This is a genomic window from Bacillus rugosus, from assembly GCF_023238245.1.
GTDB lineage: Bacteria > Bacillota > Bacilli > Bacillales > Bacillaceae > Bacillus > Bacillus rugosus.
Genome location: NZ_CP096590.1, coordinates 465,511 through 482,531 on the forward strand (window position 1 = coordinate 465,511; position 17,021 = coordinate 482,531).

Annotated in this window: 15 protein-coding genes; 13 read left to right on the forward strand and 2 right to left on the reverse strand. The window is 45.6% G+C overall.

The window, feature by feature from the left end; translation table 11 throughout:
- Positions 1-79: 79 nt before the first annotated feature.
- From pbpC to M0696_RS02390, 4 genes are all read left to right on the forward strand, one after another.
- Entirely contained in the window at positions 80-2,086 is a 2,007-nt protein-coding gene (gene pbpC, locus M0696_RS02375; RefSeq protein ID WP_222143565.1) for a penicillin-binding protein 3, read from the forward strand.
- A 100-nt stretch (positions 2,087-2,186) separates the two neighbouring features.
- Positions 2,187-3,089: an aldo/keto reductase gene (locus tag M0696_RS02380; protein WP_222143566.1), complete on the forward strand. Its 903-nt coding sequence runs from the start codon at positions 2,187-2,189 to the stop codon at positions 3,087-3,089.
- A gap of 190 nt (positions 3,090-3,279) precedes the next feature.
- Positions 3,280-5,364 (forward strand): mannitol operon transcriptional activator MtlR, encoded by a 2,085-nt coding sequence (mtlR, locus tag M0696_RS02385; RefSeq protein ID WP_166854264.1) that lies wholly within the window; start codon positions 3,280-3,282, stop codon positions 5,362-5,364.
- 211 nt (positions 5,365-5,575) lie between these two features.
- On the forward strand, positions 5,576-7,087 hold the full coding sequence (locus M0696_RS02390; protein WP_222143567.1) for a class I adenylate-forming enzyme family protein: 1,512 nt from the start codon (positions 5,576-5,578) through the stop codon (positions 7,085-7,087).
- A gap of 17 nt (positions 7,088-7,104) precedes the next feature.
- Here the strand turns inward: M0696_RS02390 and M0696_RS02395 are convergent, their stop codons facing one another.
- Positions 7,105-7,701, reverse strand: a complete 597-nt coding sequence (locus M0696_RS02395; RefSeq protein ID WP_175271335.1) for a class I SAM-dependent methyltransferase — start codon at positions 7,699-7,701, stop codon at positions 7,105-7,107.
- 150 nt (positions 7,702-7,851) lie between these two features.
- Between M0696_RS02395 and M0696_RS02400 the strand changes: the two genes are divergently transcribed.
- The 5 genes from M0696_RS02400 (at position 7,852) to amj (ending at position 11,684) form a co-directional block, all read left to right on the forward strand.
- A complete protein-coding gene (locus M0696_RS02400; RefSeq protein ID WP_166854262.1) occupies positions 7,852-8,712 on the forward strand; it encodes an SDR family oxidoreductase in 861 nt (286 codons plus the stop codon).
- Between the two features lie 14 nt (positions 8,713-8,726).
- A complete protein-coding gene (gene lyxE, locus M0696_RS02405; RefSeq protein ID WP_003225085.1) occupies positions 8,727-9,230 on the forward strand; it encodes a D-lyxose ketol-isomerase in 504 nt (167 codons plus the stop codon).
- An 88-nt stretch (positions 9,231-9,318) separates the two neighbouring features.
- On the forward strand, positions 9,319-9,870 hold the full coding sequence (locus M0696_RS02410) for a GNAT family N-acetyltransferase (RefSeq protein ID WP_003225088.1): 552 nt from the start codon (positions 9,319-9,321) through the stop codon (positions 9,868-9,870).
- A gap of 77 nt (positions 9,871-9,947) precedes the next feature.
- Positions 9,948-10,370 carry a pyridoxamine 5'-phosphate oxidase family protein gene (locus tag M0696_RS02415; RefSeq protein ID WP_003225090.1) on the forward strand — a complete coding sequence of 141 codons (423 nt, stop codon included), beginning with the start codon at positions 9,948-9,950 and terminating at the stop codon, positions 10,368-10,370.
- 504 nt (positions 10,371-10,874) lie between these two features.
- The gene (amj, locus tag M0696_RS02420; protein WP_003225092.1) at positions 10,875-11,684 is read left to right on the forward strand and encodes a lipid II flippase Amj; all 810 of its coding nucleotides are present in this window, start codon (positions 10,875-10,877) and stop codon (positions 11,682-11,684) included.
- A 44-nt stretch (positions 11,685-11,728) separates the two neighbouring features.
- Here amj and M0696_RS02425 read toward each other — a convergent pair whose 3' ends face one another.
- Entirely contained in the window at positions 11,729-12,019 is a 291-nt protein-coding gene (locus M0696_RS02425; protein ID WP_248602450.1) for a DUF3817 domain-containing protein, read from the reverse strand.
- Positions 12,020-12,204: 185 nt separating this feature from the next.
- On the opposite strand from M0696_RS02425, the gene lrpC reads away from it, so the two are divergent.
- The 4 genes from lrpC to epsK all read left to right on the forward strand — a co-directional run bounded on the left by lrpC (position 12,205) and on the right by epsK (position 17,012).
- Positions 12,205-12,639 (forward strand): transcriptional regulator LrpC, encoded by a 435-nt coding sequence (lrpC, locus tag M0696_RS02430; RefSeq protein WP_003225096.1) that lies wholly within the window; start codon positions 12,205-12,207, stop codon positions 12,637-12,639.
- 64 nt (positions 12,640-12,703) lie between these two features.
- On the forward strand, positions 12,704-14,890 hold the full coding sequence (locus M0696_RS02435) for a DNA topoisomerase III (protein WP_248602451.1): 2,187 nt from the start codon (positions 12,704-12,706) through the stop codon (positions 14,888-14,890).
- A 201-nt stretch (positions 14,891-15,091) separates the two neighbouring features.
- Positions 15,092-16,180 (forward strand): lipoprotein YdaJ, encoded by a 1,089-nt coding sequence (locus tag M0696_RS02440; protein WP_248602452.1) that lies wholly within the window; start codon positions 15,092-15,094, stop codon positions 16,178-16,180.
- Entirely contained in the window at positions 16,161-17,012 is an 852-nt protein-coding gene (gene epsK / locus M0696_RS02445) for a cyclic-di-GMP receptor EpsK (RefSeq protein ID WP_166854254.1), read from the forward strand. Before M0696_RS02440 ends, epsK begins: the two co-directional genes overlap by 20 nt.
- Positions 17,013-17,021 lie beyond the last annotated feature (9 nt).

Sequence of the window (17,021 nt, forward strand, 5' to 3'; positions counted from 1 at the left end):
TTTTCCTTCATTTTCAAAAAAATCTTGCACGCACCAATTCATTTAAGAGAAAATAACAAGTGGAAGGCAGGGGAAAGTCATGTTAAAAAAGTGTATTCTACTAGTATTTCTATGCGTCGGATTGATTGGGTTAATCGGATGCTCCAAAACAGATTCACCAGAGGATCGTATGGAAGCATTCGTGAAACAGTGGAACGATCAGCAATTCGATGACATGTATCAAAGCCTGACCAAAGATGTCAAAAAAGAAATCTCCAAAAAAGATTTCGTCAACAGGTATAAAACCATCTATGAGCAGGCAGGCGTAAAACATTTGAAAGTCACTGCGGGAGAAGTGGATGAGGACGATAAAGACAACAAAACGATGAAGCACATCCCGTATAAAGTCAGCATGGATACAAATGCGGGCAAAGTCAGCTTCAAAAATACCGCTGTGCTGAAAAAAGAAAAAACAGATGACGAGGAGTCATGGAATATAGATTGGGATCCATCGTTTATTTTCAAGCAGCTGGCTGATGACAAAACGGTACAAATTATGAGCATTGAACCGAAACGCGGCCAAATTTACGATAAAAACGGGAAAGGCTTAGCCATCAATACAGATGTTCCAGAGATCGGAATTGTTCCCGGAGAGCTTGGCGATAAAAAAGAAAAAGTCATAAAAGATCTCGCGAAAAAACTTGATTTTACTGAAGATGAAATCAAGAAAAAGCTGGATCAAGGCTGGGTGAAAGACGATTCGTTTGTGCCAGTCAAAAAGGTCAAGCCGGACCAGCAAAAATTAGTGTCTGAGGCGACGTCATTACAAGGTGTAACAAGAACGAATGTCGGCTCCCGCTACTATCCGTATGGCGAAAAGACAGCCCATTTGACAGGCTATGTCCGCGCCATCACTGCTGAAGAATTGAAGAAAAAGAAAGACGGAACGTACAGCGATACATCTAACATCGGCATCGCGGGACTTGAAAATGTGTATGAAGACAAACTAAGAGGCACAACCGGATGGAAAATCTACGTGCCGCAAACAGGAGAAGTCATCGCCGAAAAGAAAGCGAAGGACGGCGAGGATCTTCACCTCACAATTGATATCAACACGCAAACGAAGCTGTATGATGAATTGAAGGATGACAGCGGCACAGCAGTTGCACTGCAGCCGAAGACAGGTGAAACACTCGCTCTTGTCAGCGCACCTTCTTACGATCCAAACGGATTTATTTTCGGCTGGAGTGATAAGGAATGGAAAAAACTAAACGAAGATAAAAACAATCCGTTTTCAGCGAAATTCAACAAAACATACGCACCGGGTTCTACGATTAAACCGATCGCGGCGGCTATCGGAATCAAAAATGGCACCCTTAAAGCAGATGAGAAGAAAACAATCAAAGGAAAAGAGTGGCAAAAGGATTCAAGCTGGGGCGGTTATTCAGTGACACGTGTGTCTGAGAGCCTTCAGCAAGTCGATTTGGAGAATGCCCTCATTACATCAGACAATATTTATTTTGCACAGAACGCGCTTGATATGGGTGCAGACAACTTTACAAAAGGGTTGAATACGTTTGGCTTCTCAGAGGACATTCCGTATGAATTCCCGATCCAGAAGTCGTCTATCGCAAATGACAAGCTCGATTCAGACATTTTGCTTGCGGATACAGGGTACGGACAAGGGCAAATGCAAATGTCTCCTCTTCACTTGGCAGCTTCTTACACGCCATTTGTTGACAACGGGGATCTTGTCAAACCGACATTGATCAAAAAAGACTCACAAACAGCAGATGTCTGGCACAAGCAAGTGGTCACGAAGGAAGGAGCGGCAGACATTACAAAAGGTCTGAAAGGCGTTGTGGAAGACGAGCGCGGATCAGCGTATCAGCCTGTCGTGAAAGGAATAACTGTTGCCGGAAAAACAGGAACAGCTGAGCTGAAAACATCAAAGGATGATAAAGACGGCGCAGAAAATGGCTGGTTCGTCGGCTACGATTACAAAAACAAAGACCTGCTTGTCGCCATGATGATTCAAAATGTGCAGGACCGCGGCGGCAGCCACTATGTTGTGGAGAAAGCGAAAAAGCTATTTCAATCGAATTAAAATGCCTTTTTGACGGGAGCGAAAGGATAAAGGGGATCTGAGGCCGAATGAACTAGTAAGGGGCAAGACCCGGTTTATCCAAAGAAAAGAGGGATTTTGCATGCAGCGTATTCAATTGGCGGAGGATCTTCAATTTTCAAGAGTCATACACGGGCTTTGGCGGCTGAATGAATGGGATTATTCAGATACTGAACTGCTCAGCGTCATTGAATGGTGTATCGATCACGGCATCACGACCTTTGATCATGCGGATATTTACGGAGGCTATACGTGCGAAAAGCTGTTTGGAAACGCCCTTGCCCTTTCGCCCGGATTAAGGGAAAACATAGAGCTGGTCACAAAATGCGGCATCGTTCTTGAATCACCTGAACGTCCCGCTCACAGATCGCATCACTACAACACAAGCAAGTCACATATTTTGGCATCTGTTGAGCAATCCCTTCTAAACCTTAGAACGGATTATATCGACGTGCTGCTGATTCATAGACCGGACCCGCTCATGGATCCGGAGGGAGTAGCAGAGGCGTTTCAGGCGCTGAAATGCTCCGGCAAGGTCAGACACTTCGGCGTTTCCAATTTTAAAGATCACCAGTATCGCATGCTGGAATCGTATTTGCCTGAGAAGCTCGTGACCAACCAAATTGAGCTTTCGGCATATGAATTAGAAAATGTACTCGACGGCACTTTGAACTTGTGCCAAGAAAAACGGATTCCGCCAATGGCTTGGTCACCGCTCGCAGGCGGCAAAGTATTCACTGGTAACACAGATAAAGACCGCCGTGTCCGCACGGCGCTTGAATCTGTTCAGGCGGAAATCGGAGCCGCTTCATTGGACGAGGTGATGTATGCATGGCTGTTTACGCATCCGGCCGGCATCATGCCGATTGTCGGAAGCGGAAAACGTGAGCGGATTTCCTCCGCCGTAAACGCGTTGGCATACAAGCTTGATCAGGATCAGTGGTTCCGCATTTTTACAGCCGTACAGGGTTATGATATTCCTTAACAAAAAGCATCAGCATAGCAGCTGGTGCTTTTTCAATATTGTCACACCCCTTAGTGCCAAATTACCATTTATAAGTGATTGAAACTTGTTTGAAAGCGTTTTATATTATAAAGAAAACCTCTCTTTTTCCTCTCCTGTATCTCCTTGCGACTTCATCCGCACATCACGACTGTCTAGGAGGCCTTTTTTTATGTACATGACTGCCAGAGAACAAAAGCTTTTAAAGCACTTGTTATTACAAAATCGATATGTAACCGTAACTGAGCTTGCGGAGCTGATGGAAGTCAGCACGAGAACCATTCACAGGGAGCTCAAATCAATTAAGCCGCTAATGGAAACCGTCGGGCTTACGCTCGATAAACAGCCTGGCAAAGGGTTGAAGGCAGTGGGAAGTCCCGAAGATAAACAAAAGCTGCTCACCGATTTATCATATGAACAGCATGAATATAGCGCGGACGAACGGAAACTGCTTATTCTCTGTTCGTTATTAGAGTCTCAGGAACCTGTCAAGCTGTACACGCTAGCTCATGACCTGCAAGTAACGAATGCAACGGTCAGCTACGACTTAGACGAGCTGGAGAAATGGATTTCTCCCTTTGGATTGACACTGATCCGTAAAAGAGGTTTTGGCATCCAGCTCATTGGGCCGGAGAATGCAAAACGTAAAATTGTCGGCAACCTGATTGTGAACCGCCTCGACATCCAAATGTTTTTGGAAGCGGTTGAATTAAACATCAAAGGAAAAACTGATTCTACAGAGAAAATGTTCGGCGTAGTCAGCAAAGGCGAGCTGTTAAAAATGGAGCGTATCTTATTTCAGATGAAAGAAAAAATCGCTTTTTCATTGTCAGACAGCTCCTATATAGCGCTCGTCGTCCATCTGACGTATGCGATCGAACGGATTAAGCTTGGGGAAACCATTACCATGGAGCCAACCGAGCTTGAGGAACTGAAGAATGCGAAAGAATACAGCTCGGCTCTTGAAATCGCGGGCGAGCTTGAACGTGCCTTCGGCGTGACGATTCCGGAGGCGGAGGTCGGCTATATTACGATCCATCTTCGAAGCGCCAATCGCAAATACAAAACAGAATATAAAGCACAGGAAATCGAACTGGAAACAGCCCTGCAAACAAAGCGGCTTATTGCGTTTATTTCAGACAAAATCAGGATGGATCTTACGAAAAACTACTCTTTATATGAAGGCTTGATCGCCCATTTGGAGCCGGCCGTCAGCCGCATAAAAGAGAATATCGAGATATATAATCCGATGAAGGAACAGATCAAGCGCGATTACTTTCTGCTGTATATGGCGATTGAAGAAGGCGTGGAAAAGTATTTTCCGGGTATGTCCTTTTCTGATGATGAGATCGCTTTTATCGTCCTGCACTTCGGGTCTGCCCTTGAAATCAAAAAAGAAGGAGCAAAAGTGAAAGCGCTTGTCGTTTGCTCAAGCGGGATCGGCTCTTCGAAAATGCTTGCTTCCAGACTAAAGAAAGAACTGCCGGAAATTCAATCGTTTGATATGTCATCCTTGATTGAGCTGAAGGGCAAAGACGTCCAAGCCTATGATATGATCGTTTCCACCGTTCCGATTCCTTACGAAAACATTGATTACATTATGGTCAGCCCCCTTTTAAATGAGGAAGACGCAAACCAGGTGAAGCAGTATATCAAGCGGAAAATTCCGCTCATTCTTGAGAAAAAAAGAATCCCGATAGAAGAAGCGCAGCAAGCGGACGTACCTGACATGCTGGAAGCGGCGGAAAGCATAGGACAGTACATGTCCGTCATTCAGGATGTTTTGAGGCACTTTACACTATCTCACCTTAAAACAAACCCGGATCATAGTATGCTTCTGTTAGAGCTTTTTCAACAGCTGAAGAAAGATGGCTTGATCCGTGATCCGAAAAAAGCGGCAGTTTGCCTGGCGGAGCGGGAGAAACAAGGGGGATTGGGGATCCCGGGGACAAACATGGCGCTTTATCATCTCAAAAATGATGAAATCGTCCTGCCTTTTTTCAAAATGTATGATCTCAGCACCTCTTATGAAGTGAATGGCATGGACGGAAATACCCTCAGCATGACACGCATTCTCGTCATGATGGCGCCTGGCTCATTATCTGCTGAAGGATCGGAGATTTTAAGCGCGATCAGCTCCGCCATTATCGAGAGCAGAGAAAGCATGGCGGGGTTTCAGGAAGAGGGAGAGCAAGAACTGTACCAGCGGTTAAATCGCATATTTTTCACATGGATGAAGGAAAAAAACATACTGTAATCCGGCATGGCACACGTCAAAAAATTGGCGTGTGTTTTTATGTGGAGAGGGTACAAAATAAGCAAAAGTGGGACTATTTTATCATTCAGTAATGGAATAATTCCAAAATGAAATAGTTTTACAAGTTATCTTTTTTGGGTTAAAATGGGTGAGGTAAGGAAGGAAATCTAACAAATAATTGAAGATTCAAGAGAATATAGGAGATGACGATATGGAAACATTACAGCATCTGATTCTGCATGACATGCCGGATAGCGAAGAAATAGAGGCTGTAAAAAGCGGAGCCCATACACTGACATATAAAGGTTACCGTAAACGGATTAATCAGCTGGCGAATGCCATGCTTCAAAAAGGAATTCAAAAAGGCGACCGTGTTGCATTGCTATGCAAAAACGGTCATCCCGCATCAACTGTTATGTTTGCTGCGCTGGAAATAGGTGCTGTTGTCGTACCTGTCAGCTGGCAGCTGAAACCATATGAAATGACGGGCATTTTAAAAGCAAGTGAGCCAAAAGCGATGTTTTATGGAGCGGAGTTTAAAGAGACACTGGACGAAGTTCTTCCTGAACTGTCTACGCTGCGTATAACAATGGAAACAGGTACAGCTTATGAAACATCTGCTGAGTTTGAAGCTCTGTTTACCGGTCCTGATCATTTGCCCGAAACTGAAATGGTTTCCCCTGATGATACAGCGCTTCTGATGTTTACGTCTGGAACGACAGGAAATCCGAAAAGATGTATGATCACACATGGCGGTATTTACAGATACGTAACAAGATCCAACAGCTCAACAACACGCATGAAGGGCCTTCGTTTTCTCGCATGCCACCCGATTTACCATACGAGTGCGCTCATTTGCATCATGCTTGGAACCTTTGCGGGAACAACCTTCATTTTTACAAAGGATCAAGATCCTGTTCATATGCTGAAGGTCATTGAAGAAGAAAAAATTCAAACCGTCATGGCTCTTCCTGTGTTTTACACGTATTTGCTTGAAGCGTGGGAAGCGCATCAAACCGACTTATCTTCGCTTGTGATTTTGATGACAGGCGGAACAAAAGTGCCGAGCAGCCTGATCCGCCGCTATCTTGATATCGGCATTCCGCTCGCGCACGGCTATGGAAGCACTGAGGCTTGGGGAATCAGCACATGGCTGCCTGAGATGGGAATGGATAAAGCAGCCTCTGCCGGAAAGCCTGTGGAAGGTGTTAAAGTCAAAGTCGAAGATCCTGAGACAGGAGAAGAACTCCCTCAAGGGGAGATCGGCGAAATCGTTGTTCATACCCCATTTTTATTTAAAGGCTATGAAGACAACCCTGAAGCGACAGCAAAAGTGCTGCAAAACGGCTGGTTCAAAACCGGAGATTCAGGCTATGTAGATGAAGAGGGTTTTATTTTCATCACTGGACGCTACAAGGATGTCATTATTTACGGAGGCGATAACGTCTATCCGGATCAGGTTGAAGAAGTCATCCAACAGATCCCGGGAATCCTTGAAACAGCGGTGGTTGGTATACCAGACCCGCTATACGGGGAAAAACCGAGAGCTTTTATCGTGAAAAACGGTGCCCAGCGCTTGATGGAAGACGATGTCATCGCTTTTTGTCAGGAACGCCTTTCCGCCTACAAAATACCTGAGGTTGAATTCGTTAACGAACTGCCCAAAAATAACCTAGGCAAGGTGAAAAAAGACGTTTTGCGCAAGCAGGCCGTACATTCATAAAAGGAGAAGCCCGCCACTTAAGTGGCGGGCTTTTTTGCAGTAACACAGACAGAAAGCTCAGGCTTAATGTTTTTAAATTGCAACTCAATGTCTTCGAAGCCGGCTGCTTTGAAGTCGGCAATCATCTGTTTTCCAAATAATTTGGTTTTCTCGGGACTGGCATCCGCTTCCCGCGGCTGCATCGTAATCGCTGCTTTGCCTCCGGGCTTTAGCGCCTGATAAATCTGTTTCATGCCTTTTGTCTGGTCTTTCCAGATGGTGTAGTTGTTAACGGAAATCACTTTATCATAAAACGAGGCGGTAAGAGGAAATGTCTCGACGCTTCCTTGTATCAGTCGCACACCTTTCGATTTTACTCTGCGAGCGGCCAGCTTCAGCATGGTCTCTGACACATCTATCCCATGAAGATGAATGTCCTTTTCACGTTTCATCATCTGCTGCATGCAGTATCCCGGCCCAAATCCAACTTCTAAAATGCTGTCCCCCCGTGTGATCGCCAGTTGGTCTATTGTCCACTGATTCAGTGTCTGATTTTCAGCCGCCATGATGTATCCGGCAATCATGCCGAATACGCCCTTTGGCTTGCTGAATTTTTTAGAAAGCATGTTAATCATTCAGCAACCCCCTTTGCAAGTTATTTCCTCCTTGCGTTTCATGTGAAACATTTTTCTGATAAAGCAATGTGAAGGTGCCAATCCATGTTTATCCAACGAACGTGTGAGGTACACAACAAATAGACATGAAAACAAAGGAGGAGAATCATCATGGCCAATTATCCAAAAGAACTGCCGGCCCAAACCCAAAATCGCCAGCCGGGAATTGAAAGCGACATGAATCCAAGTCCGGTGTATGAGTATGAGGATTATAAAGGAGCGGACAAATTAAAAGGAAAAGTAGCGCTCATTACAGGCGGCGACAGCGGGATCGGACGCGCGGTATCCGTTGCTTACGCAAAGGAAGGCGCTGACATCGCCATTGTGTATAAGGATGAGCATGAGGACGCCGAAGAGACGAAGAAGCGCGTAGAACAAGAAGGCGTAAAATGCCTGCTGATCGCTGGTGACGTAGGTGAAGAGGAATTCTGCAATGAAGCGGTTGAAAAAACGGTAAAGGAACTAGGCGGCTTGGACATCCTTGTAAACAATGCCGGTGAACAGCATCCGAAGGAAAGCATCAAAGACATTACCAGCGAACAGCTTCACCGCACATTCAAAACAAACTTTTATTCTCAATTTTATTTGACTAAAAAAGCAATTGATTATCTGAAACCGGGCAGCGCCATCATCAACACAACTTCTATCAACCCGTATCGCGGGAACCCGACGCTGATTGATTATACAGCGACAAAGGGTGCGATCAATGCCTTTACAAGAACAATGGCGCAGGCGCTTGTCAAAGACGGCATCCGTGTAAACGCAGTCGCGCCAGGACCAATTTGGACACCATTAATCCCGTCTACGTTCTCTGAAGATAAAGTCGCTCAATTTGGGCAAAATACGCCAATGGGCCGTCCGGGTCAGCCTGTTGAGCATGTCGGCTGCTATGTGCTGCTGGCATCAGATGAGTCATCTTATATGACAGGTCAGACGCTGCATGTAAACGGCGGAGACTTTGTGACGACGTAAGAGGGAGTGAGGAAATGAGCATCACGAAAGAAGAAGTAAACAGCTATTATCAAAAAGCCGGTATTGTCTTAACAGATGATGAAGTAGAACAAATTCAGCTCATGGACTACGGCTTAGGAAAAGAACGAAAAGTCGGGCTCCAGCTCTTTGTCTATGTCAATACAGACCGTTATTGCTCAAAGGAACTGGTGCTTTTTCCGGGACAGACTTGCCCGGAACACCGCCATCCGCCGGTCGACGGCCAGGAAGGCAAGCAGGAGACATTCCGCTGCCGCTACGGAAAAGTGTATCTTTACGTAGAAGGAGAAAAAACGCAGCTTCCAAAGGTTCTCCCTCCGCAGGAGGACAGAGAACACTATACGGTCTGGCACGAAATTGAACTAGAACCGGGCGGGCAATATACCATTCCCCCGAACACAAAGCATTGGTTCCAGGCCGGGGAAGAAGGTGCCGTGGTAACGGAAATGTCTTCGACGAGCACAGATAAACATGATATCTTTACCGATCCAAGAATATAAGGATGAGGCTTAACAGCCCATCCTTTTTTTATATTGAAAAAAACGGAATCATCGCTATAATGGGTAAAAAAGGAAAGAGGGCGAGGGAATGTTCACCTGCAAGGTAAATGAGCATATCACCATTCGGTTATTGGAGCCAAAGGATGCGGAGCGGCTTGCTGAACTCATTATCGAAAATCAGCAGCGGCTCGGCCAGTGGCTGTTTTGGGCGGAACATCCAAGCAGTGCTGAAACGTACAGAGAAACGATCATTCCAGATTGGCGGCGGGAGTATGCCGACCTTAGCAGCATCGAAGCGGGGCTCCTATACGACGGCATCCTATGCGGCATGATCGGCCTGCATCATCTAGACCAGATCAATCGAAAAGCGGAAATCGGATACTGGATTGCCAAAGAATTTGAAGGCAAAGGCATCGTTACCGCCGCTTGCCGAACACTCATCATGTATGCTTTTGAAGAGCTTGGGCTGAATCGCGTTGCTCTCTGTGCTGCTGTCGGGAACCAAAAAAGCAGGGCGGTCCCGGAGCGGCTCGGCTTTCAAGAGGAAGGAAAGGCACGGGACGGCTTATTCGTTAATGGCAGGTATCATGATCTTGTCTATTACAGCTTATTGAAGCGTGAATGGAAAGGTTTAAAATAAAGCGCGCATTTTCTTGTTTAAATCTTCCCCAGATGTGGAAAAGTAACAGCGGAGACGTTAAAAAGGAGTGATTCGAAATGAATCAGCAAGACATTAAACAAAAAGTGCTTGATGTTCTAGATCGCCATAAAGTAGGTTCGCTCGCAACGGTTCAAAAGGGCAAACCGCATTCCCGCTACATGACTTTTTTCCATGACGGGCTGACGATTTACACACCGACAAGCAAGGACACTCATAAAGCAGAAGAAATTGAGAACAACCCCAATGTTCACATTTTATTAGGCTATGATTGTGAAGGCTTTGGCGACGCGTATGTTGAAGTTGAAGGAAAAGCCAAAATCAACAATTCGGCAGAACTGAAGGATAAAATATGGAGTTCCAAATTAGAGCGCTGGTTTGACGGTAAGGATGATCCGAACCTGGTGATTCTTGAAATTGAGCCGGAGGATATCAGATTAATGAATGCCGGAGAGAAAACACCGGTCTCACTCGAGCTATAAGAAATTTGTGTTTTCAGGGGCGATATGTTATCATGAATAGCTAGTAAGAAAAATAAGCAAATAAAAAAGAAAGTAAACTTCTTTTTTCTGTTTTGAGAGAGAAGCTTACCGCTTCCCAAGCAGCTTAACCAGCTGCCCTTATTCTTTTCCTTCATAACAAATCGCCCCTAACGATGAGATGGAAAAAAGACTTTTTTGTTTTACAATTCACACCGGCGCGGCTTCGGAGCCGCAGTGACGATTGAGAGGTAGGGCTTTCGTTGTCTTGTGTTCAAGAAATTTCCATGGTGTTTACTTTCCAGAATGATTCTTCGGAACAATGCTTTATGAATCTAACCCGCCCGACTTGGCGGATGATATAATCTTTATTTGCGTATAGAAAAGAATAAGACAAACCGCTCGGCGTACGCCGGCGGTTTTTTTATTGTAAAAAACACATCGCACTGAAACCTCTTTGTCTTCTTTCCAGTCTTATCTCTAGGATGAAATTGGAGGAAGAATAACGTGCATGTCATGACAACACAAGTACTTTTTATTTTCTGTTTTTTATTACTCATTCACTCGATAGAAACTTTAGCTTATGCCACAAGGCTTTCCGGAGCCCGCGTGGGATTTATTGCGTCCGCGCTTTCCCTGTTTAATGTCATGGTCATCGTGTCCAGAATGTCGAACATGGTGCAGCAGCCCTTTACCGGACATTTAATTGATGATGCGGGAAAAAACGCCCTGGCGATTGTAGGCGAGCAGTTCCGCTTCTTGATTTTCGGATCGACAGTCGGCACCATCCTGGGCATTATCCTGCTCCCGTCTTTTGTCGCGCTTTTTTCACGGGCGATTATTCACTTGGCGAGCGGCGGCGGCTCCGTTTTTCAAGTGTTTCGAAAGGGATTCTCGAAACAAGGATTCAAAAATGCCCTTTCCTATTTGCGTCTGCCGTCTCTTTCATATGTAAAGGGATTTCACATCCGCTTGATTCCGAAGCGTTTGTTTGTCATCAACATGCTGATCACATCGATTTATACGATTGGCGTGCTTTCAGCTTTGTATGCAGGCCTTCTGGCGCCAGAGCGTAGCACGACAGCCGTCATGGCATCGGGCTTGATCAACGGAATTGCGACGATGCTGCTGGCGATTTTTGTTGATCCTAAGGTATCCGTTCTTGCCGATGATGTGGCAAAAGGAAAACGAAGCTATACGTATTTAAAATGGACCTCTGTAACGATGGTCACATCAAGGGTGGCGGGCACTCTCCTCGCTCAGCTGATGTTTATTCCGGGCGCTTACTATATCGCGTGGCTGACAAAGTGGTTTTGATAAGAAAGGCTGGATCATAAAGATCCAGCCTTTTTTGCGCTTACTTATTTATATTTCCTTAATCCGCGGTCGTACAAAAAGTTTCCGAATGGGACAAAAGCGGCGATGAAGCCGGCGGCTGACCATTTCAGCGACCATTTGATAGATAAGGTTGCATACGCCAAGACTAGCAAATACAAAATGAACAACCCGCCGTGAACCGAACCGATAATTGTCACCGCAAGCGGAAGGCCCGCCCAATATTTTAGCGGCATGGCGATGAACAGCAGGATTAAGAGTGACATTCCTTCAATAAAACCCATCGTGCGAAGTTTTCCGATCGGCGTTTGCAGCATAAATCGCCCTCCTTGTGGACACGTTTTCATTCTATACTATAAACAATCCAGAGAGCACATATGACAGCTTTCAGAAAATGTTCGGAAAACATTCATTTTTACATGCTATTTCTAGGGGACTGTACTTGTCATTTACAAAAATACCCGAGATAATGTGTACAAAATCATAAAAGAAGGATGTTGAAATGAAACTTGACCAGATTGATCTGAATATCATTGAGGAGCTGAAGAAGGACAGCCGTTTGTCAATGAGGGAATTAGGCAGGAAAATTAAGCTGTCGCCGCCATCTGTGACAGAACGGGTGAGGCAGCTTGAATCGTTCGGGATCATTAAGCAATACACGCTGGAGGTCGATCAGAAAAAGCTGGGGCTTCCCGTTTCCTGCATTGTGGAAGCAACCGTCAAAAACGCGGATTACGAGCGGTTCAAAAGCTATATTCAAACATTGCCGAATATCGAATTTTGCTATCGGATTGCGGGTGCAGCCTGCTATATGCTGAAAATTAACGCTGAAAGCCTCGAAGCGGTAGAAGAATTCATCAACAAAACATCGCCCTACGCGCAAACCGTCACTCACGTTATTTTCTCAGAAATTGACACGAAAAACGGGCGCAGTTAGAGAGTGCTTGTTCAAGTCTGTTATAATAAAAGGATGAGCGTGAAAGAAAGAGAAGTGATCAAGCATGTCAAAAACAGTTGTATTAGCTGAAAAACCTTCAGTCGGCCGGGATTTGGCCCGGGTGCTGAAGTGCCATAAAAAAGGAAACGGTTATCTCGAAGGCGATCAATATATTGTTACATGGGCTTTGGGCCATTTGGTGACACTTGCTGATCCGGAAGGCTACGGAAAAGAATTTCAATCATGGCGGCTGGAGGATCTGCCGATTATCCCAGAACCCTTAAAGCTTGTTGTGATTAAGAAAACTGGAAAACAGTTCAATGCGGTTAAATCCCAGCTTACCCGTAAAGACGTCAATCAGATCGTCATCGCGACTGACGCAGGCCGGGAAGGGGAGCTTGTAGCGCGCTGGATTATTGAAAAAGCGAATGTCCGCAAGCCGATCAAGCGGCTGTGGATTTCTTCTGTGACAGATAAAGCGATCAAAGAAGGCTTTCAAAAGCTGCGCAGCGGCAAAGAATATGAAAACCTGTATCATTCTGCCGTCGCCAGAGCGGAAGCGGATTGGATTGTGGGGATCAACGCGACCCGTGCACTCACCACAAAATTCAATGCCCAGCTCTCATGCGGCCGTGTGCAGACACCGACGCTTGCCATGATTGCAAAGCGGGAGGCGGACATTCAAGCGTTTACGCCGGTTCCATATTACGGCATCCGCGCGGCGGTCGATGGCATGACGCTGACGTGGCAGGATAAAAAATCAAAGCAGACGAGAACGTTCAATCAAGACGTAACAAGCCGTTTGCTAAAAGACCTCGAAGGAAAGCAAGCGGTCATTGCTGAGCTGAAAAAAACAGCGAAAAAAAGCTTTGCACCTGCGCTTTATGATTTAACGGAGCTTCAGCGTGACGCCCATAAGCGCTTCGGATTTTCAGCCAAAGAAACGCTTTCTGTGCTGCAGAAGCTGTATGAGCAGCATAAACTCGTCACATATCCGCGGACGGACTCAAGATTTTTATCCGGTGACATTGTCCCGACGCTAAAAGACCGTCTGGAAGGCATGGAAGTAAAACCGTATGCCCAATATGTCAGCCAAATTAAAAAACGCGGCATCAAATCCCATAAAGGCTACGTCAATGACGCGAAGGTATCAGACCACCACGCGATTATCCCGACTGAAGAGCCGCTCGTTCTCAGCAGTCTGAGTGATAAAGAACGGAAACTGTATGACCTGATTGCGAAACGTTTCCTTGCTGTATTAATGCCGGCATTTGAATATGAGGAAACAAAGGTCATCGCAGAAATCGGCGGAGAAACCTTTACGGCGAAAGGAAAAACTGTGCAGTCACAAGGGTGGAAAGCTGTTTATGACATGGCGGATGAGGATGATGAGCAGGAGGATGACAGAGATCAGACACTCCCTGCACTTCAAAAAGGCGATGCTCTTGCCGTCCGCACGTTAACTGAAACAAGCGGCCAAACGAAGCCGCCTGCCCGCTTTAACGAAGGGACCCTGCTGTCAGCGATGGAAAATCCAAGCGCCTTTATGCAGGGAGAAGAAAAAGGCCTCGTCAAAACGCTTGGAGAAACAGGCGGCCTCGGCACGGTGGCAACGCGTGCGGACATTATTGAAAAACTGTTCAACAGCTTTTTAATAGAGAAAAAAGACAAAGATATTTTTATCACTTCTAAAGGAAAACAGCTCCTGCAGCTTGTTCCGGAGGATTTGAAATCACCGGCCTTAACGGCAGAATGGGAGCAAAAGCTGTCTGCGATCGCCGCCGGCAAATTAAAATCAGCTGTCTTTATTAAAGACATGAAGGCTTATGCTAACCAAACGGTAAAAGAAATCAAAAACAGCAGCCAAACCTTCAGACATGATAACATCACGGGAACGGCATGCCCCGAATGCGGCAAAATGATGCTGAAGGTAAACGGCAAACGCGGCACGATGCTCGTGTGCCAAGACCGTGAATGCGGAAGCAGAAAAACGATTGCCCGAAAAACAAACGCGCGCTGCCCGAACTGCCATAAAAAAATGGAGCTTCGCGGCCAAGGTGAGGGACAGACCTTTGCGTGTGTATGCGGGCACCGTGAGAAGCTTTCCGTATTTGAAAAACGAAAAAACAAAGATAAAGGGCGCGCTTCCAAACGGGACGTTTCCTCTTATATGAAAAAACAAAATAATAAAGAAGAGCCGATTAACAACGCGCTGGCAGAACAGCTGAAGAAACTCGGTTTGGATAAATAATAGAAAAACCTGTGCATATCGCACAGGTTTTTTATTGGACTTAGGTCCCGTTATTTGGATGTTTAAAAAGGAAAAAAAAAGCTAGCAATCTGCATTTTTTTCTTTTATAGTAAATGTAATTTGTAACATGGCAGTCATATTTTCGTCTACATATATTTGTGAGCGTCTGATTCGCTTCAGGCGACAAAGGGGGATTTGCCTGTGAGGCATGTGTTAATTGCTGTCATCTTATTCTTCTTATCTATCGGACTTTCCGCAGGGTGCGCTGAAGCTGGAAACAAAACCCAAAATCAGTCAGCGGCAGAAGTGAATGCCAGCCCGCTCCAGCCGGCGGAGTATTTCATCTATCACAATCTAATGAATAGCCAAGGGTTGATCAAAACCGATTTTTCAGACCAGCCTTCGTTTTTATCAGAATCTCTCGGCCTGTGGATGGAGTTTCTGATCAGCAAAAATGACGCTCCGCATTTTCAGGAGCAATATCAGCATCTGACTGATTCATTTCTGATGAGCAATCACTTGGTGACGTGGAAGATTCAAAATGGCCAAGCGAGCGGGACGAATGCGCTGATAGATGATATGAGAATTATGCTGTCTCTTGACCAAGCCGCCGCCAAATGGGGCCGAAGCGACTATGCGCAAACAGCCCGGGATATCGGCACGGCTTTGAAGACACACAATATGAACAACGGGTTATTTACAGACTTTTACGACTCACAGGCCGCTTCAAAGGATGTGACGATTTCATATGTCATGCCTGATGCGTTAGCTGTCTTAAAGAAGAATGGAATCATAGACGAAGAAACGGAACGGCGGAATGCCAATGTTCTCTATTCAGCTCCTTTAAAAAATGGCTTTCTGCCGAAGACATACAGCTCTGAGACAAAGGAATACACATATGACAGCGAAATCAACCTGATTGATCAGCTGTACGCTGCGTGGCATTTGCCGGAAGGGGATGAAAAAGCCGCTGTTTTAGCGGACTGGATCAAGCAGGAATTTCAGACAAACGGAAAGCTGTACGGACGATATTCGGCAGATACGAAGGAGCCTGCCGTCCAATATGAGTCGCCATCCGTATACGCATTAGCCGTATTATTTTTAACGAAACAGCATGAAGACAGCTCTGTCATCAAAGCCATATATGACAGAATGAGTGACTTTGAAACTCATGATCCGGTGAAATCGTATTATGGAGGCTATATGAGCGGCACTCAGACGCATTCTTTTGACAATCTGCTGCCGCTGTTAGCCGAAAGGAAGCTTTTTAATGAAAATATCATTCAATGAATCACAAAAATTATTTTCTTATTTTTCAGGGCTCATCGCAGCCCTGTCTCTGTTTATTTATTATGTGTCAGCCCAGCAATCGGAAGGGGCTCTGATTCTTTGCATCACGTTTGTCGTCATCGCCGCAGGCATCTGGTTCGGCCCGATTTACGCGCTGGCATTAACCTTAATCGTACTCTTTGTTCTCGGTACCTTAATGATGTTTTTCCAGACTGGACAGGCTGCGCTATTTTCGGCTGAGGAAGGGCTGAGAATGCTTGTCGTGTGGGGAGTTGCGCTTTTGCTGTTTTCTTTTATAGCTGGAAGAATCCATGATATTGCAGCAGAGCTTCGGCGTTCAGTTACACGCCTTCAATCCGAAATCAAAAGCTTTGTCGCTGTTGACAGAGTGACCGGCTTTGATAACAAGCAGAGAATGAAGCTGGAACTTTCAGAAGAAATCAAGCGGGCGGAACGCTACGGCAATTCTTTCGTGTTTTTGCTGCTGCATATGCACTACTTCAAAGAGTTTAAGTCTTTATACGGTGAAAAAGAAACGGACCGTCTCTTCCAATATGTCAGTCAGCAAATCAGGTCAAGCGTCCGGGAAACGGATAAGAAATTCCGTCCCTCTGACGAGCGTATCGGGATTGTGCTGACGCACACGCCCGCTGAACATATGCCGGCTGTCCTGACAAAGCTGAAAAAACAATTGGACACATATCAGCTGGAAAATGGCAAGTATGTGTCGCTCACGTTCCACGTCTGCTATTTGCCTTACCGCAAAGATATCAAAACAGCAGATCAATTTTTAGAAGAACTGGAAAACGAGATGATGATGAATGAACTATAAAGGAATCAC

Excerpts from the sequence above, each read along its gene's own strand:
- M0696_RS02410 (WP_003225088.1), top strand. The coding sequence starts at position 9,319 with ATGTTCACCTGCAAGGTAAATGAGCATATCACCATTCGGTTATTGGAG.
- M0696_RS02415 (WP_003225090.1), top strand. The coding sequence starts at position 9,948 with ATGAATCAGCAAGACATTAAACAAAAAGTGCTTGATGTTCTAGATCGC.
- M0696_RS02390 (WP_222143567.1), top strand. The coding sequence starts at position 5,576 with ATGGAAACATTACAGCATCTGATTCTGCATGACATGCCGGATAGCGAA.
- M0696_RS02395 (WP_175271335.1), bottom strand. The coding sequence starts at position 7,701 with ATGATTAACATGCTTTCTAAAAAATTCAGCAAGCCAAAGGGCGTATTC.
- M0696_RS02425 (WP_248602450.1), bottom strand. The coding sequence starts at position 12,019 with ATGCTGCAAACGCCGATCGGAAAACTTCGCACGATGGGTTTTATTGAA.
- pbpC (WP_222143565.1), top strand. The coding sequence starts at position 80 with ATGTTAAAAAAGTGTATTCTACTAGTATTTCTATGCGTCGGATTGATT.
- M0696_RS02435 (WP_248602451.1), top strand. The coding sequence starts at position 12,704 with ATGTCAAAAACAGTTGTATTAGCTGAAAAACCTTCAGTCGGCCGGGAT.
- mtlR (WP_166854264.1), top strand. The coding sequence starts at position 3,280 with ATGTACATGACTGCCAGAGAACAAAAGCTTTTAAAGCACTTGTTATTA.
- M0696_RS02400 (WP_166854262.1), top strand. The coding sequence starts at position 7,852 with ATGGCCAATTATCCAAAAGAACTGCCGGCCCAAACCCAAAATCGCCAG.
- lrpC (WP_003225096.1), top strand. The coding sequence starts at position 12,205 with ATGAAACTTGACCAGATTGATCTGAATATCATTGAGGAGCTGAAGAAG.
- lyxE (WP_003225085.1), top strand. The coding sequence starts at position 8,727 with ATGAGCATCACGAAAGAAGAAGTAAACAGCTATTATCAAAAAGCCGGT.
- epsK (WP_166854254.1), top strand. The coding sequence starts at position 16,161 with ATGAAAATATCATTCAATGAATCACAAAAATTATTTTCTTATTTTTCA.
- M0696_RS02380 (WP_222143566.1), top strand. The coding sequence starts at position 2,187 with ATGCAGCGTATTCAATTGGCGGAGGATCTTCAATTTTCAAGAGTCATA.